At 68.4% G+C, this 21,459-nt stretch carries 27 protein-coding genes; 19 read left to right on the top strand and 8 right to left on the bottom strand.

Going from position 1 to position 21,459, the window contains the following annotated elements; translation table 11 throughout:
* Positions 1 to 40: 40 nt before the first annotated feature.
* Positions 41 to 769 carry an acetoacetyl-CoA reductase gene (phbB, locus tag MFF55_RS15665; RefSeq protein ID WP_238245036.1) on the bottom strand — a complete coding sequence of 243 codons (729 nt, stop codon included), beginning with the start codon at positions 767 to 769 and terminating at the stop codon, positions 41 to 43.
* Between the two features lie 202 nt (positions 770 to 971).
* On the bottom strand, positions 972 to 2,153 hold the full coding sequence (locus tag MFF55_RS15670) for an acetyl-CoA C-acetyltransferase (protein WP_238245037.1): 1,182 nt from the start codon (positions 2,151 to 2,153) through the stop codon (positions 972 to 974).
* Between the two features lie 309 nt (positions 2,154 to 2,462).
* Here MFF55_RS15670 and phaR point away from each other — a divergent pair, with 309 nt between their 5' ends.
* Both phaR and MFF55_RS15680 read left to right on the top strand, forming a co-directional pair.
* Positions 2,463 to 3,068: a polyhydroxyalkanoate synthesis repressor PhaR gene (gene phaR, locus MFF55_RS15675; protein ID WP_238245166.1), complete on the top strand. Its 606-nt coding sequence runs from the start codon at positions 2,463 to 2,465 to the stop codon at positions 3,066 to 3,068.
* 430 nt (positions 3,069 to 3,498) lie between these two features.
* Entirely contained in the window at positions 3,499 to 3,732 is a 234-nt protein-coding gene (locus MFF55_RS15680; RefSeq protein WP_238245038.1) for a hypothetical protein, read from the top strand.
* Positions 3,733 to 3,947: 215 nt separating this feature from the next.
* Here the strand turns inward: MFF55_RS15680 and rpmF are convergent, their stop codons facing one another.
* The gene (rpmF, locus tag MFF55_RS15685) at positions 3,948 to 4,136 is read right to left on the bottom strand and encodes a 50S ribosomal protein L32 (protein ID WP_238245039.1); all 189 of its coding nucleotides are present in this window, start codon (positions 4,134 to 4,136) and stop codon (positions 3,948 to 3,950) included.
* 422 nt (positions 4,137 to 4,558) lie between these two features.
* On the opposite strand from rpmF, the gene MFF55_RS15690 reads away from it, so the two are divergent.
* From MFF55_RS15690 to MFF55_RS15730, 9 genes are all read left to right on the top strand, one after another.
* Positions 4,559 to 4,909: a ComEA family DNA-binding protein gene (locus MFF55_RS15690; protein WP_238245040.1), complete on the top strand. Its 351-nt coding sequence runs from the start codon at positions 4,559 to 4,561 to the stop codon at positions 4,907 to 4,909.
* Between the two features lie 83 nt (positions 4,910 to 4,992).
* Positions 4,993 to 5,619, top strand: a complete 627-nt coding sequence (locus MFF55_RS15695; protein ID WP_238245041.1) for a ribonuclease D — start codon at positions 4,993 to 4,995, stop codon at positions 5,617 to 5,619.
* Between the two features lie 174 nt (positions 5,620 to 5,793).
* Positions 5,794 to 6,534 (top strand): lipopolysaccharide-assembly, LptC-related protein, encoded by a 741-nt coding sequence (locus tag MFF55_RS15700; protein ID WP_238245042.1) that lies wholly within the window; start codon positions 5,794 to 5,796, stop codon positions 6,532 to 6,534.
* Positions 6,534 to 7,238: an LptA/OstA family protein gene (locus tag MFF55_RS15705; protein WP_238245043.1), complete on the top strand. Its 705-nt coding sequence runs from the start codon at positions 6,534 to 6,536 to the stop codon at positions 7,236 to 7,238. Before MFF55_RS15700 ends, MFF55_RS15705 begins: the two co-directional genes overlap by 1 nt.
* A gap of 14 nt (positions 7,239 to 7,252) precedes the next feature.
* On the top strand, positions 7,253 to 8,125 hold the full coding sequence (gene lptB, locus MFF55_RS15710) for an LPS export ABC transporter ATP-binding protein (protein ID WP_238245044.1): 873 nt from the start codon (positions 7,253 to 7,255) through the stop codon (positions 8,123 to 8,125).
* 325 nt (positions 8,126 to 8,450) lie between these two features.
* Complete coding sequence (rpoN, locus tag MFF55_RS15715) at positions 8,451 to 9,992, top strand: RNA polymerase factor sigma-54 (RefSeq protein WP_238245045.1); 1,542 nt, start codon at positions 8,451 to 8,453, stop codon at positions 9,990 to 9,992.
* An 86-nt stretch (positions 9,993 to 10,078) separates the two neighbouring features.
* Positions 10,079 to 10,684, top strand: coding sequence for a ribosome hibernation-promoting factor, HPF/YfiA family (gene hpf / locus MFF55_RS15720; RefSeq protein WP_238245046.1), 606 nt, complete (start codon positions 10,079 to 10,081; stop codon positions 10,682 to 10,684).
* 118 nt (positions 10,685 to 10,802) lie between these two features.
* Positions 10,803 to 11,270, top strand: a complete 468-nt coding sequence (gene ptsN, locus MFF55_RS15725) for a PTS IIA-like nitrogen regulatory protein PtsN (RefSeq protein WP_238245047.1) — start codon at positions 10,803 to 10,805, stop codon at positions 11,268 to 11,270.
* Complete coding sequence (locus MFF55_RS15730) at positions 11,267 to 11,602, top strand: hypothetical protein (RefSeq protein WP_373874811.1); 336 nt, start codon at positions 11,267 to 11,269, stop codon at positions 11,600 to 11,602. The genes ptsN and MFF55_RS15730 overlap by 4 nt, the downstream gene beginning before the upstream one ends.
* Before the next feature lie 7 nt (positions 11,603 to 11,609).
* Here the strand turns inward: MFF55_RS15730 and MFF55_RS15735 are convergent, their stop codons facing one another.
* On the bottom strand, positions 11,610 to 12,290 hold the full coding sequence (locus tag MFF55_RS15735) for a YdcF family protein (RefSeq protein ID WP_238245048.1): 681 nt from the start codon (positions 12,288 to 12,290) through the stop codon (positions 11,610 to 11,612).
* Here MFF55_RS15735 and MFF55_RS26840 point away from each other — a divergent pair.
* Positions 12,289 to 12,414, top strand: a complete 126-nt coding sequence (locus MFF55_RS26840) for a hypothetical protein (protein WP_283206752.1) — start codon at positions 12,289 to 12,291, stop codon at positions 12,412 to 12,414. The two genes, MFF55_RS15735 and MFF55_RS26840, sit on opposite strands and share 2 nt — an antisense overlap.
* A gap of 119 nt (positions 12,415 to 12,533) precedes the next feature.
* On the opposite strand, the gene MFF55_RS15740 is transcribed toward MFF55_RS26840, so the two are convergent.
* Together MFF55_RS15740 and MFF55_RS15745 are read right to left on the bottom strand one after the other, a co-directional pair.
* Positions 12,534 to 13,499, bottom strand: coding sequence for a cell division protein FtsX (locus MFF55_RS15740; protein WP_238245049.1), 966 nt, complete (start codon positions 13,497 to 13,499; stop codon positions 12,534 to 12,536).
* Complete coding sequence (locus MFF55_RS15745) at positions 13,499 to 14,134, bottom strand: cell division ATP-binding protein FtsE (protein ID WP_238245168.1); 636 nt, start codon at positions 14,132 to 14,134, stop codon at positions 13,499 to 13,501. Before MFF55_RS15745 ends, MFF55_RS15740 begins: the two co-directional genes overlap by 1 nt.
* A gap of 207 nt (positions 14,135 to 14,341) precedes the next feature.
* On the opposite strand from MFF55_RS15745, the gene MFF55_RS15750 reads away from it, so the two are divergent.
* The 3 genes from MFF55_RS15750 (at position 14,342) to MFF55_RS15760 (ending at position 16,219) form a co-directional block, all read left to right on the top strand.
* Positions 14,342 to 15,148, top strand: coding sequence for a zinc-ribbon domain-containing protein (locus tag MFF55_RS15750; RefSeq protein ID WP_238245050.1), 807 nt, complete (start codon positions 14,342 to 14,344; stop codon positions 15,146 to 15,148).
* 12 nt (positions 15,149 to 15,160) lie between these two features.
* Positions 15,161 to 15,730: a hypoxanthine phosphoribosyltransferase gene (hpt, locus tag MFF55_RS15755; RefSeq protein ID WP_238245051.1), complete on the top strand. Its 570-nt coding sequence runs from the start codon at positions 15,161 to 15,163 to the stop codon at positions 15,728 to 15,730.
* A 123-nt stretch (positions 15,731 to 15,853) separates the two neighbouring features.
* Positions 15,854 to 16,219, top strand: a complete 366-nt coding sequence (locus tag MFF55_RS15760) for a response regulator (RefSeq protein ID WP_238245052.1) — start codon at positions 15,854 to 15,856, stop codon at positions 16,217 to 16,219.
* 22 nt (positions 16,220 to 16,241) lie between these two features.
* Here MFF55_RS15760 and MFF55_RS15765 read toward each other — a convergent pair whose 3' ends face one another.
* Positions 16,242 to 16,991: a competence/damage-inducible protein A gene (locus tag MFF55_RS15765; protein ID WP_238245053.1), complete on the bottom strand. Its 750-nt coding sequence runs from the start codon at positions 16,989 to 16,991 to the stop codon at positions 16,242 to 16,244.
* A 223-nt stretch (positions 16,992 to 17,214) separates the two neighbouring features.
* Between MFF55_RS15765 and MFF55_RS15770 the strand changes: the two genes are divergently transcribed.
* On the top strand, positions 17,215 to 17,652 hold the full coding sequence (locus MFF55_RS15770; RefSeq protein WP_238245054.1) for a cupin domain-containing protein: 438 nt from the start codon (positions 17,215 to 17,217) through the stop codon (positions 17,650 to 17,652).
* A gap of 6 nt (positions 17,653 to 17,658) precedes the next feature.
* On the opposite strand, the gene MFF55_RS15775 is transcribed toward MFF55_RS15770, so the two are convergent.
* A complete protein-coding gene (locus tag MFF55_RS15775) occupies positions 17,659 to 18,489 on the bottom strand; it encodes an FkbM family methyltransferase (RefSeq protein ID WP_373874815.1) in 831 nt (276 codons plus the stop codon).
* 293 nt (positions 18,490 to 18,782) lie between these two features.
* On the opposite strand from MFF55_RS15775, the gene MFF55_RS15780 reads away from it, so the two are divergent.
* The 3 genes from MFF55_RS15780 to MFF55_RS15790 all read left to right on the top strand — a co-directional run bounded on the left by MFF55_RS15780 (position 18,783) and on the right by MFF55_RS15790 (position 21,459).
* The gene (locus tag MFF55_RS15780; protein ID WP_238245056.1) at positions 18,783 to 19,016 is read left to right on the top strand and encodes a hypothetical protein; all 234 of its coding nucleotides are present in this window, start codon (positions 18,783 to 18,785) and stop codon (positions 19,014 to 19,016) included.
* Between the two features lie 97 nt (positions 19,017 to 19,113).
* Positions 19,114 to 19,836: a DUF6065 family protein gene (locus tag MFF55_RS15785; RefSeq protein WP_238245057.1), complete on the top strand. Its 723-nt coding sequence runs from the start codon at positions 19,114 to 19,116 to the stop codon at positions 19,834 to 19,836.
* Positions 19,837 to 19,878: 42 nt separating this feature from the next.
* Entirely contained in the window at positions 19,879 to 21,459 is a 1,581-nt protein-coding gene (locus tag MFF55_RS15790) for a sensor histidine kinase (protein ID WP_238245058.1), read from the top strand.

Consider the following 21,459-nt stretch of genomic DNA (forward strand, 5'->3'; position numbering starts at 1 on the left):
GGGACCGGACGGGAGTTCGGGCTCCCGTCCGGTAGAGGGATCAGGCGATGTACTGGGCGCCGTTGATCGTGAGCGTCGAGCCGGTAATGAAGCCCGAATCCTCGGCGGCGAGGTATTCCACCGCGCGGGCGATCTCCTCGGCCTCGCCGAGGCGGCCCACGGGGATCGTCGAGATGATCTTGTTGCGCACGTCCTCCGGCACCGCCATCACCATGTCGGTGGCGATGTAGCCCGGCGCGATCACGTTGACGGTGATGCCCTTGGACGCGCTCTCCTGGGCCAGCGCCTTGGCGAAGCCGATCACGCCGGCCTTGGCGGCGGAGTAGTTGGTCTGGCCGATCTGACCCTTCTGGCCGTTGATCGACGAGATCAAGATGATGCGGCCGAAGCCGCGGTTGCGCATGCCCTCGATGACGGGGCGCGTGACCGTGAACATCGAGTCGAGGTTGGTCTTGATGACCGCCTGCCACTTCTCGAAGGTCATCTTGTGGAACAGGCCGTCGCGCGTGATGCCGGCGTTGTTCACCAGGATGTCGACGGGCCCGACCTCGGCCTCGACGGCCTTGATGCCGGCCTCGCAGGCGGCGGCGTCACCCACGTCGAACTTGAAGACGGGGATGCCGGTCTCGGCCTTGAAGGCGTTCGCCGCCTCGTCGTTGCCGCCGTAATTGGCGGCCACCTTGTAGCCCTTGGCCTTGAGCCCGTTCGAGATCGCGGCACCGATGCCGCGGGTGCCGCCGGTGACGAGGGCGACGCGCTGTTGGGACATGGTTTCCTCCTGATTTTTTGTTTGATTTGAGTTCGCTACGGATTGTCATTCCGGGGCGCCGCAGGCGAGCCCGGAACCCAGAGCCGCCGGCGGTGCCTGATCAGGCCTGACCTATGGTCATGGGTCCAGGGCTCTGCGGAGTTCATCCTTGGACCGGCCAAAGGCCGGATCCGGGGGCAGCCCCGGGATGACAAGTGTCAGCTCACACCCGCTCGATGCACATGGCGACGCCCATGCCGCCGCCGATGCAGAGGGTGGCGAGACCCTTCTTGGCGTCGCGGCGCTTGAGCTCGTGCAGCAGGGTGACGAGGACGCGCGCGCCCGACGCCCCGATGGGGTGGCCGATGGCGATGGCGCCGCCATTGACGTTCACCTTGGCATCGTCCCAGCCCATGTCCTTGTTGACCGCCAGGGCCTGGGCCGCGAAGGCCTCGTTGGCCTCGATCAGGTCGAGGTCGGAGGGCTTCCAGCCCGCCTTCTCCAGGGCTTTCCGCGAGGCGGGAATCGGACCGGTGCCCATGACCTTCGGGTCGACGCCGGCGGTCGCCCAGGAGACGATCTTCGCCAGCGGCTTGATCCCGCGCTTCTCGGCCTCGGAGGCCGACATCAGGACGATGGCCGCGGCGCCGTCATTGAGGCCGGAGGCGTTGGCCGCCGTCACGGTGCCGTCCTTCGAGAAGGCGGGCTTGAGCTTGGCCATCGCCTCGACGGTGGCGCCGTCGCGGATGTACTCGTCGGCATCGACGATGGTGTCGCCCTTCTTGCCCGGCACGGTGAAGGGGACGATCTCGTCCTTGAAGCGGCCCTCCTTGCGGGCGGCCTCGGCCTTGTTCTGCGAGCGGGTCGCGAAAAGGTCCTGCTCCTCGCGGGTGAGCTGCCATTGCTGGGCGACGTTCTCGGCCGTCGTACCCATGTGGTAGCCGTTGAAGGCGTCCCAGAGCCCGTCCTTGATCATCGTGTCGACGAGCTTCACGTCGCCCATCTTCTGGCCGCCGCGCAGGTACTGGGCGTGGGGGCTGAGCGACATCGATTCCTGGCCGCCGGCCACGATGACGGTAGCGTCGCCGTTGGCGATCTGCTGCATGCCGATCGCGACGGTGCGAAGGCCCGAGCCGCAGACCTGGTTGAGGCCCCAGGCGGTGGCCTTCTCGGGGATTCCGGCCTTGATGGCGGCCTGACGGGCCGGGTTCTGCCCGGCGCCCGCCGTCAGCACCTGCCCGAAGATGACCTCGTCGACGTCGTCGGCCGGCACGCCGGCGCGGTCGAGGGCGGCCTTGATCGCGACGGCGCCGAGCTCATGGGCGGGAACGCTGCCGAAGGCGCCTCCGAAGGAGCCGACGGCCGTGCGCGCCGCGCCGACGATGACGATGTCTTCCGCTGCCATGTGATGGTCTCCTCGGTTTGCCGGCGCTGCCTTGTGATGCTCCCGCGGGAGCGCGCTGCCGTTGAAGGGATGAAAGCCCTCGACTTCGTGAAGTCAAGCACGGCTCCTGCGTATACCAGCGGGTTACCATCGCAAGAAGCGAAGGGATGTACGCAGAGCATGGCACTATTCTGCGGGGACGAGGCGCAGATTGCTGTTTTCGTCGGCGTGGGAAAGCCTTAAGGTCCCTCCAGGAACGCAGCGATCCCTGCTGGTCCGGGAGGAGCAGGAATGAACGCTGGTACGATCGGTCGGGAGAGGCCGCAGAAGATGGCGGATAACGGCAAGGTGCATCAGACGGTCATCAAGAAATACGCGAACCGGCGCCTCTATCACACCGGTACCTCGACTTACGTCACCCTGGAAGATCTTGCGGGCATGGTGCAGAACGGCGAGGACTTCCTCGTCTACGACGCGCGCTCAGGGGACGACATCACCCGCTCGGTGCTGACCCAGATCATCTTCGAGCAGGAGAACAAGGCCGGCGAGGACAATCTCCTTCCCGTCGCCTTCCTGCGCCAGCTCATCCGCTTCTACGGCGACAGCATGCGCACCATGGTGCCGAGCTTCCTCGAATTCTCCATGGCGAATTTCGCCCGCGATCAGGACGGCCTGCGCGAGAAGCTGACCCAGAGCTTCGCCCCGACGGTGTTCCAGAACGCCCTGGAGGAGCAGGTGCGCGCCAATATGAGCTTCTTCGGCGACGCCATGAAGATGTTCACGAGCTTCGGGACCGGCCCGCTCTCGGGAATGAACGCGCCGACCGGGACGCAGCCCTCCGCCCCGCCGCCCTCCGCGGGAACGAGCGACCTCGACGAGCTGAAGCGCCAGATGGCCGAGATGCAGTCGCGGCTGGAAGATCTGGCGAAGAAGTAGGCGGATCTGGGTTTGACGAACGGGGCGGCACACGGCGCTTGCGTTCGTAACGATCACTCACACGCTCCGCTGGGGCCCCGAATTCAGGTCGACTACGGGTGTTGCTCGCAGAGGAAACGACGGCTCGGTCACTGATCGCCGTCATTCCGGGGCGCCGTAGGCGAACCCGGGATCCATAACCGCCGACATCGACAAGTCCGGCATAGGTTGCGGTTTTGGATTCCGGGTTCCGCGGAGCCTGTCCTCGGACTTGCCGAAGGCCAGATCCGGGGGCGGCCCCCGGAATGACGGTGTTGGTGCTCCTTCCGCGGTAACCCCGGCCGTCAACCTGCGTTCGGAGCTTCGCCCCGGCAGCAAAAGGTTGACGAAAGGTTAACGCCGGCCCAACCCTTGCGCCATCCGTCCGGTATCCCCGGCGGAGGCGGAAGCGATGTCGCGTTCAGAGACAGATCGAACCGGAACGGCGCAGTCGGCGTCCCAGGCGCTCGTCCTGCTGCCGGGTACCGCGGATTCCGAGCCCCGCGGCCGTGCGCTGAGGCGGCCGAGCGCGGGCTTCCTGGCTCAGCTCATGGTCAGCGCCGACCCGAATCTGAGACCGTCGCGCCGCGACCGCACCCGGGCCGCCGCCGCGCTCTACGCCGAGACGGCGCAGCTTCGCGCCTGACCGCGATTTCCGGTTGATCGGTACGGAGCCGGACCCGCGACCCAGGCATCAGGGCGCGAGGCGTCCGAGCCCCTGCGCCCTTCACTACGGGCTGCCGAGGCGGCGGTCCCTCGCTTGATCCCGCATCACCTTCCGCTGACGCTCCGGGCGTCCGGGAAAGGGTTGGGAGACGAAAAAGCGAGCAACCGGATGGGACTCAGGCGCCGGGCCAGGCGTCAGGCCTCGGTGGACTTCACCTTGAGGACCTGACGGCCGCGATACATGCCGGTCTTCAGGTCGATGTGATGGGGACGGCGCAGCTCGCCGGAATCCTTGTCCTCGACATAGGTCGGCGCCTTGAGCGCGTCCGCGGAGCGGCGCATGCCGCGCCGGGAGGGGGAGGTCTTTCGCTTCGGAACGGCCATGACGAGGTCCTGCTACGGCAAAAAGGCGCTGGGGCGCTCCTTCGCGAGGATCGCCTCGGCACCGTGTCCAGACGGAGATTCGAGGAGGCGTCTATAACGGGATGAGGGTCGCCTGACTAGACCCGTCCGGGGCGATGCAGGGCCAGAACCCGGGGTTGCCATCCTTCCCCGTGGGGACACTCGACCCACCCTTGTCATTCCCGGGCCGCGGAGCGGAGCCCGGACCCAGAACCGCCGATGGTGCTCCGGCTTGCCGTGTCACCGCTTGTGGGTTCCCGGCTCGCCGGAGCCTGTCCTCGAGGTGGCCAAAGGCCAGATCCGGGGGCACCGCTAAGCGTTAAGATGCGGTTCAAGCGGGGAAAACTAGAGACTTCCTCCGTCGGGACCGGCATCGTGACCGCGATCGACTTCAGGAGCTTGCCATGACTTCGTCCCTTCTGCGCAGCCTGACCCTTATCGCCGGCCTCGCCGCCCTCCCTGCGTTCGCGCAGACGCCGGCGCCCGCGACGCCGACGGCCAAGCCGCCGGCCGCCGCGCCGTCCACTGCCGCCAAGCCTGAGCCTGCCAAGGCCGACGCGAAGGCGCCGCTGATCGACCTGAACAGCGCCAGCGCCGAGGAACTCGACGCGCTCCCGGGCATCGGTTCGGCCCGCTCGGCCGCGATCATCAAGGGCCGTCCCTACAAGGGCAAGGACGAGCTCGTCTCGAAAAAGATCCTCTCCGAGAGCGTCTACGAGGGCATCAAGGACAAGGTCATCGCGAAGCAGAAGTAGGCGGGCCTGGTCCGGGCGGACTTGTCCGCCCGGACGCCCGATGCTAGGCGCCGGCGCTTTCCCGCGCCGAGAAAAGCCGCCCGATGCCCGCCCAGCCGACGATCCGCGTCCATCGCGGCGACCTTCCCGCCGACTACGTCGCGGGCCCGGCCATCGCGATCGACACCGAGACGCTCGGGCTCAACCCGCATCGCGACCGCCTCTGCGTGGTGCAGATCTCGCGCGGCGACGGCGATGCCGATGTCGTGCAGATCGTGCCCGGCGGCCCGTCGCCGGACCATCTGAAGCGCGTCCTCGCCGACCCGGCCGTCATCAAGATCTTCCACTTCGCGCGCTTCGACCTCGCGGTCCTGTTCAACGCCTTCGGCGTGATGCCCGCGCCCGTCTACTGCACCAAGATCGCCTCGAAGCTCGCGCGGACCTATACCGACCGGCACGGCCTCAAGGACGTCGTGCGCGAACTCGTCGGCGTCGATCTCTCCAAGCAGCAGCAATCCTCCGATTGGGGCGCCGACGCGCTGAGCCAGGCGCAGGTCGACTACGCGGCCTCCGACGTGCTCCACCTGCACGCGGCCTGGGAGCGGCTCAACACCATGCTCGCCCGCGAGGGGCGCACCGATCTCGCGCAGAACTGCTTCGACTTCCTGCCGACGCGGGCCAGGCTCGACCTCGCCGGTTGGGCGGAGGCCGACATCTTCGCCCATAGCTGAGCGCGGCCAGTCCCGTGCGTCCCCGCACATCGCGAGAACCGATTGCGCGGCATCACCGGCACGGTTGATCATTCCGAAAGATCACGGCCATAACTTCGCCATCGCCCGCGAGCAATCGCGGAGCCGATCCGGCGGCGGGCCGGATGATTTCCGCCGCGATCACACGGGACATCGATGCAGGTGGTCGACGCCATCGAGACGGGGCTGCCTGCGACGCGCGGCGACGCGCGGCGGACCCGTGCACATGCGCGCGCTCGGAATCACAGCACTCGCGTGCGGGCCCTGCGCCGCCTGATCCCGGTCGCGGCCGGCCTGTCGCTGGCGGCCGTCGCCGCGGCGGTCTTCCTCAACCCCTTCGCCAACCTTCCCGCCGAGGTCAGCATGGGCCCGGTCAGCCTCTCCGGGACCAAGGTCCGGATGGAGAGCCCGAAGCTCTCCGGCTTCCGCAAGGGCGAGCGCGGCTACGAGGTCACGGCGAGCGCCGCGCTGCAGGACGTACGCAAGCCGACCATCGTCGAGCTCGAGGCGATGAAGGGCCGGATCGACACCGACGACAAGGGCGGCGTCGCCCACCTCGAGGCCGCCTCCGGCCTGTTCGACACCGCGCGCGAATCGCTCAAGCTCGACCGCGACATTCGCCTCTGGACCGACAAGGGCGAGGAGGTGCGCCTGAGCTCCGCGGCGATCGACTTCAAGGCCGGCACCGTGTCGTCCCGCGAGACCGTCACCGTCTCGGTGCCGACCGGGCAGGTGACGGCCGACAGCCTGGACGTGGTCGACAACGGCCGCGTCATCTCCTTCGTCGGCAATGTCCGCACGGTGTTCAACGGCTCGCCGGCGGCCAAAGGCGCGGCGCCGGCCGCGCGCATCCTGACCTCGTCGGCCGAGCCCCCGGACGGCAGGGGCCGCCCGTGATGCGCCGGTCCGTCCTCCTGCGCGCGGGAACGGCCCTCGCGGCCCTGCTCCTCGCGGCGGGCGTTGCCCATGCCGAGACCTCGGCCGCGGCGAAGAAGGAGCGAAGCGCGCCGATGGGCGCGTTCGGCGGTGGCGGCAAGGAGCCGATCAAGATCGATGCCGACCGGCTCGACGTGTTCGACCGCGAGAACAAGGCCGTGTTCGCCGGCAACGTCGTCGCCGTGCAGGGCGACAGCACCATCCGCTGCTCCAGCATGACCGTGCGCTATCGCCGGGGCAAGGAGAAGCGCGACGATGCGAAGGCCGCTCCCGAGGAGGGCGCCGAGGCCAAGGCGGGACCCTTGAGCGAGAACGGCATCCAGCGCGTCGAATGCGCCGGCCCGGTGACGGTCGTCCAGAAGGACCAGGTCGCGACCGGCGACAACGCCGTCTTCGACCAGGATGCCAAGCGCATCGTGCTGACCGGCAACGTGGTGCTCAGCCAGTGCCAGAACGTCACCCGCGGCTCGCGGCTCGTCTACGACATGAACACCGGCCGCGCGAACATGGATCCGGGCGCGGGCGGACGCGTCTCCGCGATGTTCGTTCCCCAGAAGGACGACGGCCCGAAGGGCGCCAAGGGCTGTCCGCCGCCCGCCTCCGCGAAGCCGACCGAGGCGGCAGCCGACAAGCCGCCGCCCAAGCCGCGGGCCCAGGTGAATTGAGCCGGGCGGCAGCGTTGCCCTCGACCGTTGCCGTCAGCCGCGCGAGCGCGGTCCCCGCGAGCGCCACGCGCTCCTCGTCGCTCATCGCGCGCCTGTTCGGCCGCCGGGAGCGGAAGAAGGAGCGATTTGCTGCGGAAAACTCTCACCTCGATGATCACGGCGGCCCCGGCATCCTCGCCGTGCGCGGCCTGCGCAAGAGCTACGGCGCCCGCACCGTGGTGCACGAGGCGGGCCTCACCGTCCGCAACGGCGAGGCGGTCGGGCTGCTCGGCCCGAACGGCGCGGGCAAGACCACGATCTTCTACATGATCACCGGGCTCGTCTCGGCCGACCAGGGCACGATCAGCCTCGACGGCCTGCCGATCACGCACCTGCCGATGTATCAGCGCGCCCGGCTCGGGATCGGCTACCTGCCGCAGGAGGCCTCGATCTTCCGGGGCCTCTCGGTCGAGGACAACATCCGGGCGGTCCTCGAAGTCGCCGAGCCGGACAAGCGCGAGCGGGAGCGCAAGCTCGATTCCCTGCTCGAGGAGTTCGACATCGCGCGCCTACGCAAGTCGCCGTCCATCGCGCTCTCGGGCGGCGAGCGCCGGCGCTGCGAGATCGCCCGCGCGCTCGCCTCCAGCCCGAGCTTCATGCTGCTGGACGAGCCCTTCGCCGGCATCGACCCGATCGCGGTCGGCGACATCCAGGACCTCGTGAAGCACCTGAAGCAGCGGGGGATCGGGGTCCTCATCACCGACCACAACGTGCGCGAGACCCTGGGCCTCATCGACCGCGCCTACATCGCCCATACCGGGCGCATCCTCACCGAGGGCACGCCGGAGCAGATCGTGGCGAACGAGGATGCGCGGCGGCTCTATCTCGGCGAGGATTTCCGCCTCTAGCGGATCGCTCGGTAGCGCACGCGCACAAGAGGCTGTGCACAACTCCGCCGGACCGGTCCGGAGCGGCGGGCGCCCGAATTCTCCGGCTCCGTCAAGGACTTCTTATCACCCGGCGGCCGATGCTGGTCCGGAGCGGGGAGGCGGTCCTGTGTCCCGGGCGCCACCCGCAGCGACGCAGACGCTGTCGACCGACGACACGCTTTGACGCGCGGCTCGGATGTCGATAGATCTGCGGAAGGGCAGAAGAAGCAAGATTTGTGCCGCAAACGGGTGAGCGCTGAATCAAGCGCTGTGCCCGGTGTCATCCGCGTGTTGGGGCAACACCATGAGCCTGCTGCAACGGCTGGAGATGCGCCAGGGCCAAGCCCTGGTGATGACGCCACAGCTCCTGCAGGCGATCAAGCTCCTTCAACTCTCCCAGCTCGATCTCGCCGCCTATGTCGATGCGGAGCTGGAGCGCAACCCGCTCCTCGAGCGCGCGGAGCCGGAGAGCGAAGCCGAGCGATCCGGCACCGAGGAGCCATCCGAGGGCGGGGAGGGCGATTTCAACGGCGGCGAGACCGAGCCTTGGCTCGCCAGCGAGCTCGGCGCCAGTCAGGCGCAGATCGAGACCGACCTCGACACGCGCCTCGACAACGTCTTCGAGGCCGAGGCGGCGATTCCCACGCAGGAGGCGGCATCGGGCGACATGCTCTCGCTGACGCCGGCGCCCTACGGCAATACCGGCGGCAGCTTCGAGGGCGACGCGCCCGATTTCGAGGCGACGCTCACCCACGAGATCTCGCTGCGCGAGCATCTCGGCGCCCAGCTCGACCTCGCGACGCGCGACCCCGGCGACCGCCTGATCGCCGGCTTCCTCATCGACGCCGTGGACGACGCCGGCTACCTGCGCGAATCCATCGACGAGCTTGCCGAGCGGCTCGGCACGAGCCTCGACAGCGTCAGCCGCGTCCTCATGCTCGTCCAGAGCTTCGATCCGCCGGGCATCGCCGCTCGCGACCTCGCCGAGTGCCTCGCGATCCAGCTGCGCGAGCGCGACCGCTTCGATCCCGCCATGCAGGCGCTGGTCTCGCGCCTCGATCTCGTCGCCAAGCGGGACTTCGCCGCCCTGCGCCGCCTCTGCGGCGTCGACGACGAGGATCTCGTCGACATGCTGGCGGAGATCCGCCGCCTCGATCCGAAGCCCGGCCGCGCCTTCGGCTCCCGCGCCGTCGAGGTGCTGATCCCCGACGTGTTCGTGCGCGCGGCCCCCGACGGATCATGGCTCGTTGAGCTCAACGCCGAGGCGCTGCCGCGGGTGCTGGTCAACCAGAGCTACTACGCCCGCGTCTCCCGCGGCGCCAAGGCGGAGGGCGACAAGGCCTTCCTGTCCGAGTGCCTGCAGACGGCCAATTGGCTGACCCGCAGTCTCGAGCAGCGCGCCCGCACCATCCTGAAGGTCGCCTCCGAGATCGTCCGGCAGCAGGACGGCTTCTTCATGCACGGCGTCGCGCATCTGCGCCCCCTGAACCTGAAGACCGTGGCCGAAGCGATCGGGATGCATGAATCGACCGTGTCCCGGGTGACGTCGAACAAGTCGATCGGCACGAGCCGCGGCACCCTGGAGATGAAGTACTTCTTCACGGCCGCGATCCCCGGCGCCCTGGGCACGGCGGCCCATTCCTCCGAGGCCGTCCGCCACCGCATCAAGCAGCTCGTCGACGGCGAGGCCCCGAGCGACGTGCTGTCCGATGACGCCCTGGTCCAGCGGCTGCGCGACGAGGGCGTGGACATCGCCCGGCGCACGGTCGCGAAGTACCGGGAATCCCTGCGGATCCCTTCGTCGATCGAGCGGCGTCGCGAGCATTTCGCCTATGCCGGCCGGTGAGGCGCCCGGCGCCCTTCCGCTCGCGTTGACTTCCCTTCGCAACGCTCCTTAACTCGCCGGCTGAAACGGCGGGAGCGGGAGGGATCATGGGGTCATTGCGCGTGACGGGCCACGGCCTGGACCTCGGCGAAGCCCTGAGGGGGCGTGTCGAAGAGCGGATGGCGGCCACCCTCGCGAAGTACCTCGACTCCCACATGAACGGTTCCTCGTCCGGTCACGTCACCCTTCGTCGCGACGGAGGCGCCTATCGCACGGACTGCGTTCTCCACCTCGTCTCGGGTCTGACGCTGGAGGCGTCGGGCGCCGCCCACGACCCGCATGCGAGCTTCGAGCAGACCGCCGACAAGCTCGAGAAGCGCCTGCGCCGCTACAAGCATCGGCTCAAGGATCACGGCGCGGCGGACCACGACGGAGCCACCGTCGAAGCCGCCTATGCAGTCTTCGCCGCACCGAGCGAAGCCGAGGACGACCTCGATGACGACGAGGAGGAGGGCGGGGAGCACCATCCGCCGGTGGTGGCCGAGAGCACCAAGACCCTGAAGCGCCACTCCGTCAGCGAGGCGGTGACCGCCCTCGACCTGACCGGCGCCCCCGTGATCGTGTTCGTTCACGCTGGCACCGGGCGCATCAACGTCGTATATCGGCGCAGCGATGGTGCGATCGGCTGGGTCGACCCGCCGGACGCGGCCTGAGCGTCGTCGGGACGACATCGACCGAGTGCGCCGTGTGCGGATGCGAGCCTGGCGGCCGCTGCCGCGCTTCACCGAGCAGGACCCGAGCGGGTCTCCGCCGATAGGGTAACAACCCTCTATGCCTATGCTGGAATTCCTCAATTCGGATTCCGTGGTGTTCTCCTTGCGCGCGCGCGCCAAGAGGCAAATCCTGCAGGAACTCAGCGCGCAGGCCGTGCGCCGACTGCCGGCGCTCGACGAACAGGCCGTCTTCGAGACCCTTCTGCAGCGGGAGCGTCTCGGCTCGACCGGCATCGGTGAGGGAGTCGCCATCCCCCACGGAAAACTGCCCGGCCTCGATCGCCTGTTCGGCCTCGTCGCCCGCCTCGAGCGTCCCGTGGATTTCGAGGCCCTCGACGGGCAACCGGTCGATATCGCCTTCCTGCTCCTCGCGCCGGAAGGAGCCGGGGCAGAGCACCTCAAGGCGCTCGCGCAGGTCGCGCGCCTCCTGCGCGAGCCCGGAATTCTGGAGCGCATCCGCGCGGCCCGCGATGCGAGCGCGCTCTATGCCCTCCTCACCCATACCTCGGCCTCGCAGGCAGCGTGACCGGCGTGCGGTATGCGCTGGTCCTCGTCGGCTGCCTGTGGTCGGCCACCCCGATCTCGGCGCAGACGCCCGGCACCGACACGGCTTGCGCCCGCGATGTCCTGGTGGCGAGCTCGATGCAGCGCCAAGCCATCGATCAGCTCGAACAGGCCGGCTCGGACGAGGCGGATCGTTGCCGCGTGTGGCGGCGCCATGTCGAGACGATGCGGAGGGTCGCGTCGGTCTACGGTCGCTGCCTGTCCGGCGCCGAGCGGAGCGAGCGCCTGTCGCAGGTCCAGGGTTCGGAGAAGGAATTCTCGGGTCTCGTGCGCAAGAGCTGCAAAGGTCTCTAGCGCCGACTTAGTCGTTCCCGCGCAGCAGCGGCTCGGCCACCCGCTTCACCGGCTTTCCGCGACCGATCAGGATCGCGGCGCGGGAACTCTCCGGATCGCTCTCGAACCGCGTGCGAACCCAGGCGACGAGGAACTTCGCGTATTCCGATGCCAGCAGGCGGGCCGAGGAAGGGTGCTGCCACCACCGCCCCGCGTCGAGGCCGTCCGTGACGACGGGGTGGGGCACGACCCGTTCACCGCCGGCAAGAGCGTGTTCGAGCTCGATCAACGTCCGCGGCATATGATAGTTGGACGTCACGACGGCGACGGTGTTGAAGCCGTGCTGGCGCATCCAGCGCCGCGTCTCGATGGCGTTGCCGATGGTGTTGCGTGCCCGGTAATCGAGATCGACGCAGCAATCGATCCAGTGCCGCTGACGGGGGTTGAGGCGGGCGATCTCGTCGCGACTGGTTCGTTCGTTCACGCCGGTGATGAGGAGGCGTCGCCCATAGCCTCCGGCCAGGAGGTCGATCGCATCGCCGATCCGCTGCGCGCCGCCGGTGAGCGCCACGATCCCGTCGGCCCGCTCTGCGAAGATCCGCTCGTCCCGGTCGAGGCGGGTCACGAAAGCCAGAAACCCGAGAAGAAGGGCTGCGGCACCCACCGCCGCGAGGCCGAGCAGCACCGCACCGATGTTCAGCACACGCATGCTGTTCCGACCTGTCGCGGGTCGCCGCGTCTCGCTCCAGGCCCAGCCGAACGCTTCGAAGGGCCTCATGGTGCGGTCGCTCGACATCCGCGTGGTCATTCTCCGGGAGGATAGCCTCGATTGAGGCGGCCAAGGGGCAAGCCACAGGCAAGCATTTCGTGGGTGAAAAGTTCACAAAACGTGAAGACCGGAGTCAAGGTCGCCCACAAACCCTCGTCCTCACAAGGAGATGACCGGTTCTGGTCAGGCCAGGAAGCGCCGGACCGTGAGGCGGGAGACGATGCCAGTGACGACGGAGGCGATGACGCCGATCAGGATGACGCTGGCATAGCCGCGCCACCCCACTTGGAAGGTGCCGAACAGCGCCTCGATCTCGTCCCCAGCCGGCCCTGAGCGCCAGTTGCGGGCGACGATCCCGGCCAGGGCGAAGGCGGCGAGCGCTAGGCTCGCGCCGATGACGCCGCCGCGCAGGCCGAGCCGGAAGAAGCGGCGCTGGAAGGCGCGGGCGATGAAGTCGTCGTCGGCACCGACGAAGTGGAGCACCTCCACGACCTCGCGGTTCCCCGCCATGGCGCCCCGCGTCGCGAAGACGACGGCGAGCCCCGTCGCGACGAGGACGAGGGCGACGATGCCGACCCCGATCCCGACGAAGGTGTTGGCCATGGTGGAGAGGCGCTGCAGCCAGAGCGCGTGGTCGTCGAGGCTCGCGATGCCGGGCAGGGCCTCGGTCAACGAGGCCCGCAAGGCTTTCAGGTCCGGCTCGGGCGAGCGGCCGAGCTTGAGGGTGATGAGACGGGGGACCGGCAGGTCCGTGAGGTCGAGGCCACTTCCGAGCCAGGGTTCGAGCAGACGTTCCGCCTCCTGCTTGGTGAAGACGCGGGCGGCCGCAATCCCCGGGGCCGCCCGAGCCATGGCTGCGGCGCGGCCGACATCCGCCTCGATGTCCCGGGCAGGGCTCGGGCGGATCTGGATGGTGACCTCCTGCGCGACCGTGCCCTGCCACTGGTCGGCACTCGACGCGACGATCTCGGCGGCGCCGGCGCACAGGGCTGCCAGGAAGGTCAGGATCGCGATGACGGCGGCGAGCGCCCGGCTCGCCGCCGAGTCCGTCGGGACGAGGGGTGCGTTCCGCCGCAAGGTCAGCGGCAGGGCCGGCTCGGTCGCACCGTGGGCGGCGACCGAACGGGGCGGGGGGCCGACCTCACCCATCAGGACTGAACCGCCAAGCGCCCGTCCCCGAGGACGAGGCGGCGCGCGTCGACGAGGTCCATGAGCGCGAAGTCGTGGGTCGCGATGAGGACGGATGTCCCGAGCCGGTTGAGCTCGATGAAGAGGCGCAGCAGGCGCCGGCCGAGGCCGGGATCGACGTTGCCGGTCGGCTCGTCGGCGAGCAGCAGCTCCGGTCGGGCGATCAGCGCCCGCGCGATGGCGGCGCGCTGCTTCTCGCCGCCCGAGAGCAGCGGCGGCAGGACGTGCATGCGCTCGCCCAATCCGACCCATCGCAGCAATTCGACGACTTCGGCCCGATAGCTCGTCTCCGCGCGGCCCTGGACGCGCAGCGGCAGCGCCACGTTCTCGTAGGTGGTGAGGTGATCGAGCAGGCGAAAATCCTGGAAGACCACGCCCATCCTCCGGCGCAGGCCCGTCAGCGCCTCGCTCGAGATGCCGCTGACCTCTTCCCCGAACACCGAGACGAGTCCCCGGGTGGGCCTTACCGCGAGCAGGATGAGGCGCAGGAGCGTGGTCTTGCCCGCGCCCGACGGCCCGGTGAGGAACTGGAAGGAGCGCGGGGCGATCTGGAAGCTCACGTCGCTCAACACTTCCGGTCCGAGCCCGTAGCGCATCCCGACATGCTCGAACTGAACGACCGGCTCCTCAGCTCCGGGCAGCAAGCTCTCCGCGTTTACCCGATCCGACACGATCCCCCCGCCGAAGCGCCGCCCACGCGAATCCCTCGCTTCACGGACGATTAACTGCGTTGCGCGAGAACGGTGTGAGTCTTTTTTCGAGCACCGGCAACCGCCGATCGAGCCGTTGAGCGCCAATTCGCCATGCTGATCGTCTGCCCGGCCTGCGCAAGCGAATATGTGATCGACATCGATCGTGTCGGGAGCGAGGGCCGTTCGGTCCGCTGCGCGGCCTGCCGTGAAACCTGGTTCATCTCGCCCGACGACGTGGCCGCCGCCCGTGCGGCCGAGCGCGGGGAGGAGCCGGCGAGCGGTCGCGTCGACGACCAGGCCGCGCTCGACGCCTGGGAGGCGGCGCTTGCCGAGGAAGGCGTCTCCTTCGGCGATCCCGACCCAGCGCCGGCGCCGCCTCCGTCCGAGAAGCCGAAGGCGCGAGGGCGCAAGAAGAAGGCGGTATCAAGCAAGCGGCGCCCGCGGCTGTCCCTTGCCGCCTCGATCGGCCTCGCCGTGCTCGCGAGCCTGCCGCTGGCCCTTCTCGCCCGCACCAGCGTCGTTCGCGCGATGCCCCAGAGCGCCGGGGTCTATGCCCGGCTCGGCCTGCCGGTGAACCTGCGCGGCTTGGAGCTGCGGGACGTCGTCGCCTACCAAGTCCCGGGGGAGGGCGGCCAGACCCAGCTTGTGGTGGAGGGCGACCTCGTCGGGATCGCGGCCAGAGCCGCCACCGTTCCTCCGATCGAGGTCGAAGTGCGCGATGGCCGCGACCAGAGCCTGTACCGCTGGACCTTGCCCGCCCCGCGGCCGGTGCTCGAGAACCGCGAGACGGCCCGCTTCCGCGCCAGCCTGTCGACGCCGCCCGTGGAGGGCCGGTCGGTCCAGGTCCGCTTCGCGACCATCACCGCCTCGGAAGCCAAGCTCGACGCCAAGGCCGATGCCAGCGCCAAACACCCGTGATATGGCTGCCTCATGAGCAGTCCCGCCAGACGCGTCCGCGTCCTCTTCGACGAAGCCGCCATCGCCCGCCGCAACGAGGAACTCGCCGGCTCCATCCTGGCCGCGCGGCCCGAGAACCTGCTCGTCGTGGCGGTGCTCAAGGGCAGCTTCATGTTCGCCGCCGACCTGCTGCGCAGCCTGCACCGGGTCGGGCTCGACCCGCAGGTCGAGTTCGTCCACCTCTCGAGCTACCGGACGGCGACGGTTTCCTCCGGTCAGGTCGAGATCCTGCGCGACGTCGAGAGCGAGGTTCGCGGGCGCGACGTGCTCCTCATCGACGACATCCTCGAATCCGGCCGGACCCTCGTCTTCGCGAAGGACCTGCTGATGGCGCGCGGCGCCAACCGCGTCCTGACCGCCGTTCTTCTCGAGAAGCCCGGCAAGCGCGCCGTGACCATCGACGCGGATTTCGTCGGCTTCACCTGCCCCGACGTGTTCGTCGTCGGCTACGGCATGGACGTCGCCCACGCCTATCGCCAGCTGCCGTTCGTCGGTCTCGTCGATTACGACAGCAGCGAGCCGGACCTGTTCGGCGGCACCTGACGAGAAGCGTTGCGGCGACATTTGCGCACATCCGGGCGCAACCGGAACGCGATGCGCTCTTCACGTCTTGACACGTCTGAGACGCACCCTTGTGATCGAACGTAGATCGGAGAGCAGGGACCGATGGCCCGCATCCTGCTGGTGGATGACGAAGAGACGGTGCGCGGCTTTCTGAAGCGCGGCCTGGAGATCGACGGCCATGCCGTCGTGACCGCGAGCGACGGCAGCGACGGGCTCGACCGTCTGACCGAGGCGCAGGGCGACTTCGACTTGATGCTTACCGACATCCGGATGCCGCTGATGGACGGGATCGCCCTGGCGCTGGCCGCCAAGCGCGACTTCCCCGACCTGACCATCCTCCTGATGACGGGCTTCGCCGATCAGCGCGAGAGGGCGCGGGGCCTCGACGCCATCGTGACCGATGTCCTGACCAAGCCCTTCTCCCTGGCCGACCTTCGCTCCACGGTGAACCGGGCGCTGGCGGCCTGAGCCGGACGCGGGGCGAGGCCCGTCAGGTGCCCAGCTTGAGCTCGGCCACCAGACCCTCGACCGCCTCACGCGCGGCCCCGACGGCCTCGGGGTCCTTCCCCCGCACCACGATGCGGTTGGCGAAGCCGCCCTGCACCATCGCCGGATAGGAGCCGATCGAGACCGTCGGGTGCGCGGCCGCGACGGCTGCCAACGCGGAGGCGTAGGTGCCCTCGGGCAGGTTTCCGGCCTCGATCGTCTCCGAGAGCATGCGCTGGCCGGTCGTGAGCGTGGGCCCGATCGCGTCGAGCATCACCTGCATGATCGCCGGCACGCCGGCCATGACGAAGACGTTGCCGATGCGGAAGCCCGGCGCCTTCGAGATCGGGTTCGGGATGAGGTCGGCCCCGGCCGGGATGCGGGCCATGCGCAGGCGGGCCTCGTTGAGATCCTCGGGCTTGTGGCGCTCCAGCAGCATCGCCTTCGCGCGCGGATCGACGTCGATGGTCACGCCGAAGGCCCGGGCCACGCAATCGGCGGTGATGTCGTCGTGGGTGGGGCCGATGCCGCCGGTCGTGAACAGGTAGCTGTAGCGGGCCCGCAAGGCGTTCACGGCGGCGACGATCTCGTCGGCCTCGTCCGGCACCACCCGCACCTCGCGCAGCTCGATACCGATCGCGGTGAGGTACTCGGCGATGGTGCCGATGTTCTTGTCCTTGGTCCGTCCCGACAGGATCTCGTCGCCGATGACGAGCACGGAGGCGGTGACGGTCTGGGGTACGGTGGAGGTCATCGATATCCGTTTCGGTGCTGTGCGGCGCTGCAGGCCAGGTAACGCGGGACACGCATTCCCGCCATCGGTTCCGTCGAGGAGGCACCGCGTCCCATGCGCTTCCCGGCAGCCCTGATCGAGGGGCGGCTCGTCCGGCGATCCAGGCCCTGCACCGGACTTGCCGGTTGCCGAGGACCGGACGATGCTCAGCGACCGGTCCGGAGCGGCCGGCGCGAGTGAGCCGATGACCGAGCCCGCATCATCTCCGACTTGTCGCCTGGTCCGGCCGGGTGAGACCTTCACCGGCAAGCAGGGGCTCGACTACGCGGTGGCCATCTCCGCCGAGAGCGTCGGCGCCCGAGCCCTGCATATGCAGCTCGTGACCCTGGCGCCGGGCGTCAGGGCCAAGGCGCACAAGCACGAGGCGCATGAGAGCGCGATCCATGTGCTGAGCGGCGAATCCGGCTGCTGGTACGGGGAGACGCTCGAACACCACGCCGTCGTGCGGGCAGGAGACTTCTTCTATATCCCGGCCGGCGTGCCGCACCTGCCCTACAACCCGAGCGACAGCGTTCCTTGCGTCGCGGTGATCGCGCGGACGGATCCGAACGAGCAGGAAAGCGTCGTGCTTCTGCCAGAGCTCGATCGGGCGCTGGGTCGGCGGGAGGGCGGGGCGATCTGATCCCGCTCAGCACGCCCGCTCGAACATCAGGTTCAGCCGGGTCGTGGCGATGCGGCGATAGCCGTGGCCTTCCAGGAGGCCCGGCAGATCGATCTGCCACTGGTCGGTGCCGTTCTCGACGAGGATGAGCCTGGGGTGGAGCGCAGGAGGCGCCTCCCGGAGGAACGGCTCGAGGATCAGGTCCTCCGCGCCTTCCACGTCGAGCTTGATGCCGTCGATGCGGGTGATGCCCTCGCTCTCGGCGAGCGCCAGCAGCGTCACCGCTGGCACGCGGATCTGGGCGCCCTCGTTGGTGCCGACGATCTTGAGGCTCGACTCGCCGCGGTTGCGCGGGTCGACGAAGAGCGTCAGCTCGCCCGCCTTGTCCGCCACCGCGCAGGCCACCGCCTTGATCGTGCCGAACGGGTTCTGGGCGATGTTGTAGGTCAGGCGGTCGAAGACGTCGGGCTGGGGCTCGACGGCGAGGATGCGGGCCCGCGGGCCGGCGAAGGCCGCGACGAAGAGGGCGTAGGCGCCGATATTCGCGCCGATATCGAGGAAGGTGCAGCCGGGCGGCAGCTTCTCCTTGAGGATCGCGCGCTCCTCCGGATCGAAGAATTGCGGCGTGAAGAGCACCTTCTTCTCGCAATTGTTGTTGTAGGGGTGCAGCCGCATCCGGGCGCCGTAGCGCTCGACGTCGAGGGGCTGCCCCCGCAGCATCGAGATCGCGATGCGGCGCAGGAAGAGCGCGAGGCGGCGCCCCTGCCAGGTTCGGTCGGAGAGCGTCTGCGTATGCGCGGCGATGCGCGCGACGAGACCGGTCGGCACGTAGGTGCCGTAGGGTTGCGTGTCCTTCATATCGGGCGGTGATGCCATCGGCGCGGCTTGGCCGCAACTGCGGGCGAAGGCCGCCGTTACCGGGGGAGACGTATCGTTCGGCCAGCCCCGACCACGGGGAACCCAATAAGGTCTTCCGACAATACTCTTCCTATCTTGTCCTATTCATTCGCTATAGAGTCGTTGCTGCGACAGCGAAAAATGAGAGCGACCCTAAAGGCAGGTTAGAAAATGGAGAGAAGAGGAACAGCATTGGTGTCGTGCCGTTTCTGTGCCGGAAGATCAGTCTTGTCTTCCGTCACATTGGAGCTCGAATGATGAAAAGCATCACGATCACCACGCTAGCTGCGGCGGCCTCGTTGACTGCCGCTCTGCCCGCCCAGGCGGTCACGCTGCCGGTGGAGCGCAGCGTCACGATCGAGGAGCAGGATCAAAAGCTTCTCCACTCGGTCGGCAACAGCTCGTCGAACAGCTCCTCCAACAGCTCTTCGAATTCCTCCAGCAACAGCTCGTCCAACAGCAGCGACGACGACGATTGGGACGACTGATCGACCCTCGATCCGTTGAAGTCGAGGCGGGTGCGGGCCATGGGGCCCGGCCCGCTTTGGCGTGTTCGACAGTCGTCATGCGTGATCGCGAGGCGGGATGATCTGGTTCAGGAACAAGGCGCAGGCCGCCCAGGGGCAAATCGAATTTCTGTGCCGGCCGCAGGACAAGGGCGTCATCGCCGAGCCCTACCCGGCGCGGGACAAGCTTCCGGACTGGTTTCGCAAGGTGCCGGCGATCGACAAGGAGGTGTTGAGCCCGACCAACAACGCCATCACGGTCAAGCGCTGCATGCCGTTTCTGGATGCCATGAGCGCGGGCTGGATCCTGCCGCTCGCCGCCACGGTGCGGCTGGAAGTCAAGGACGAGGGTCGAACCGTCAACGCCGGCTGGGAATTCGACCGCGACATGGTCGGCAATCACGCGCCCTTCCAGGTCGCCGGCCATCCGGCCCTCCCGCGACCGCCCTGCAAGATGTACAACTACTGGACGATTCGCACGCCACCCGGTTGGAGCTGCCTGTTCGTCGCGCCGCTGAATCGCGACAACGGCGTGCTCGACGTCATCTCCGGTGTCGTCGATACGGACGAGTACAACTCGCTGATCCATTTCCCGTTCTTCGCGAACGCGCCGGACGGGATCTACACGTTGGAGAAGGGCACGCCGCTCGTCCAGGTCATTCCCTTCCAGCGCAGCACGACCGACCTCGCGGCCGTCGTGCGGGCAGAGGACCCAGATGAGGCGGACACCCGCAGGCGCATCCTGCGCAGCACCCAGGCTGGGGACGGCTGGTATCGCAAGACGGCGCGAGCCAAGCGGTAACCGGCGTCCGAGATCACGCAAGCGGGTGCAGCGTCAGGTCCCGTGAGCATCCGGACCCGCATCCTCCTGTTCCTCGTCTTCGTCTCGCTCGCGATCGTGACGACCGGAGTCGTGAGCGTCGTGACGCAAGCGTCCACGCGGAACTACCTGGAAGGCGTCAAGCAGGCGCATCAGCAACTCGAGGCGATGGTTCAGCTCGCGGTGCACGCCAACCGCTACTCGGAGCAGATCGCCGAAGTGCTGCTTCTCGGGGAGGACGAGCGCGAGGATTTCGAGGGCGCGAGCGCGCAGGTCAAGGCGGCCATGACGAACCTCTACGACCGCACCCGGCGCGTGGCCGTGAACGCAGGCCATGGCGACGTCCGAGACCGGGAGCGGCGCGAACTCAAGCGCCTCGATCGCATGCGAACGATGTTGAACGAGGTCGATGATGCCGCCAAGCGCGCCTTCGCTCTCAATGGGACCGACCGGAAGAGCGAGGCGGTCGCGCTGTTTCGTGATCAGATCGAGAACCGTCTCGATGCGGAGTTCGATCAGATGATCGTCATAGCGATGGCCAACGAACGCGCGGACGTGTCGAAGGCTGAGGACGATGCCAACGATCTCTCGAGACGCCTCGCCGTGGCATCGGGCCTCACCTTCCTCGGGCTCCTATCGGCAACGCTCGTGTGGGGCTTCCTGCTCGGCCGGTCCTTGGTGGGTCCGATCGGCGCCCTGACCGAGGGAGCCTCCGCGATCGGGCAGGGCAAGCTCGATCATCGCATCGATGACCGGGGCAGCGGCGAGCTGGCGCTGCTCTCGCGACGCTTCAACGAGATGGCGAGCGAGCTCGGCGAGCGCCGCGCGGAGATCCTCGAGGGGAGCGCGGCCCTCGAGCAGCAGGTGGCGCAGAGGACCGAGCAGCTCGAGCTCGCCAATGCGCGCCTGAGCGCACTCGACCGCTTTCGCGTCCAGTTCCTCGGCGAGGTCAGCCACGAACTCCGCACGCCGCTCACGGTTCTGAGGGGCGAAGCGGAAGTCTCGCTCCGGGGCAAGCCCAAGCCCGTGCAGGTTTACCGCGACACCCTCACCCGGATCGCCGAGCAGGCGATCGAGATGGGCTGGCTCGTCGACGAGCTCCTCACCATCGCCAGCACGGAAGCCGACCAAGCCAGCTTCGAGTGGTCCCTCGTTTCCCTTCGCGACGTGGCCAAGGAGGCCACGCGGGACGGTGCCGTGCTCGCGGCGCGACGAAGCATGACCGTCGCTCTGGATGTGCCGGAGGCGCCGATCGAGGTCTACGCCGATCCGCGGCGCCTGAAGCAGACGATGGTCATCGTCCTGGACAACGCCGTCAAATACTCGCCGGCCGGCGGCACGATCAAGGTTCAGGTCCTCGCCGGCGAGGAGCTTGGCATGGTCATGGTCTGGAACAAGGGCGACGGCATTCCGCCTGAGGATCTGCCGCATGTGTTCAAGCACTTCTATCGTGGGGACGATGCCAGAACCCGCGTCGCGGAGGGAAGCGGGCTCGGCCTTCCGATCTCCAAGCGGATCATCGAGAAGCATGGCGGTACGATCACGATAGAAAGCGAGCCGGGCAGCGCCACGAAAGTGACGCTCAACCTGCCGCTGCGGAGGTGA

Source organism: Methylobacterium iners (assembly GCF_022179305.1).
Lineage (GTDB): Bacteria > Pseudomonadota > Alphaproteobacteria > Rhizobiales > Beijerinckiaceae > Methylobacterium > Methylobacterium iners.

What these genes read in the sequence shown, in the direction of transcription:
- phbB (WP_238245036.1), bottom strand. Translation starts at nt 769, where the DNA reads ATGTCCCAACAGCGCGTCGCCCTCGTCACCGGCGGCACCCGCGGCATC.
- MFF55_RS15670 (WP_238245037.1), bottom strand. Translation starts at nt 2,153, where the DNA reads ATGGCAGCGGAAGACATCGTCATCGTCGGCGCGGCGCGCACGGCCGTC.
- phaR (WP_238245166.1), top strand. Translation starts at nt 2,463, where the DNA reads ATGGCGGATAACGGCAAGGTGCATCAGACGGTCATCAAGAAATACGCG.
- MFF55_RS15680 (WP_238245038.1), top strand. Translation starts at nt 3,499, where the DNA reads ATGTCGCGTTCAGAGACAGATCGAACCGGAACGGCGCAGTCGGCGTCC.
- rpmF (WP_238245039.1), bottom strand. Translation starts at nt 4,136, where the DNA reads ATGGCCGTTCCGAAGCGAAAGACCTCCCCCTCCCGGCGCGGCATGCGC.
- MFF55_RS15690 (WP_238245040.1), top strand. Translation starts at nt 4,559, where the DNA reads ATGACTTCGTCCCTTCTGCGCAGCCTGACCCTTATCGCCGGCCTCGCC.
- MFF55_RS15695 (WP_238245041.1), top strand. Translation starts at nt 4,993, where the DNA reads ATGCCCGCCCAGCCGACGATCCGCGTCCATCGCGGCGACCTTCCCGCC.
- MFF55_RS15700 (WP_238245042.1), top strand. Translation starts at nt 5,794, where the DNA reads ATGCAGGTGGTCGACGCCATCGAGACGGGGCTGCCTGCGACGCGCGGC.
- MFF55_RS15705 (WP_238245043.1), top strand. Translation starts at nt 6,534, where the DNA reads ATGCGCCGGTCCGTCCTCCTGCGCGCGGGAACGGCCCTCGCGGCCCTG.
- rpoN (WP_238245045.1), top strand. Translation starts at nt 8,451, where the DNA reads ATGAGCCTGCTGCAACGGCTGGAGATGCGCCAGGGCCAAGCCCTGGTG.
- hpf (WP_238245046.1), top strand. Translation starts at nt 10,079, where the DNA reads ATGGGGTCATTGCGCGTGACGGGCCACGGCCTGGACCTCGGCGAAGCC.
- ptsN (WP_238245047.1), top strand. Translation starts at nt 10,803, where the DNA reads ATGCCTATGCTGGAATTCCTCAATTCGGATTCCGTGGTGTTCTCCTTG.
- MFF55_RS26840 (WP_283206752.1), top strand. Translation starts at nt 12,289, where the DNA reads ATGCTGTTCCGACCTGTCGCGGGTCGCCGCGTCTCGCTCCAGGCCCAG.
- MFF55_RS15735 (WP_238245048.1), bottom strand. Translation starts at nt 12,290, where the DNA reads ATGCGTGTGCTGAACATCGGTGCGGTGCTGCTCGGCCTCGCGGCGGTG.
- MFF55_RS15740 (WP_238245049.1), bottom strand. Translation starts at nt 13,499, where the DNA reads ATGGGTGAGGTCGGCCCCCCGCCCCGTTCGGTCGCCGCCCACGGTGCG.
- MFF55_RS15745 (WP_238245168.1), bottom strand. Translation starts at nt 14,134, where the DNA reads ATGCGCTACGGGCTCGGACCGGAAGTGTTGAGCGACGTGAGCTTCCAG.
- MFF55_RS15750 (WP_238245050.1), top strand. Translation starts at nt 14,342, where the DNA reads ATGCTGATCGTCTGCCCGGCCTGCGCAAGCGAATATGTGATCGACATC.
- hpt (WP_238245051.1), top strand. Translation starts at nt 15,161, where the DNA reads ATGAGCAGTCCCGCCAGACGCGTCCGCGTCCTCTTCGACGAAGCCGCC.
- MFF55_RS15760 (WP_238245052.1), top strand. Translation starts at nt 15,854, where the DNA reads ATGGCCCGCATCCTGCTGGTGGATGACGAAGAGACGGTGCGCGGCTTT.
- MFF55_RS15765 (WP_238245053.1), bottom strand. Translation starts at nt 16,991, where the DNA reads ATGACCTCCACCGTACCCCAGACCGTCACCGCCTCCGTGCTCGTCATC.
- MFF55_RS15770 (WP_238245054.1), top strand. Translation starts at nt 17,215, where the DNA reads ATGACCGAGCCCGCATCATCTCCGACTTGTCGCCTGGTCCGGCCGGGT.
- MFF55_RS15775 (WP_373874815.1), bottom strand. Translation starts at nt 18,489, where the DNA reads ATGAAGGACACGCAACCCTACGGCACCTACGTGCCGACCGGTCTCGTC.
- MFF55_RS15780 (WP_238245056.1), top strand. Translation starts at nt 18,783, where the DNA reads ATGATGAAAAGCATCACGATCACCACGCTAGCTGCGGCGGCCTCGTTG.
- MFF55_RS15785 (WP_238245057.1), top strand. Translation starts at nt 19,114, where the DNA reads ATGATCTGGTTCAGGAACAAGGCGCAGGCCGCCCAGGGGCAAATCGAA.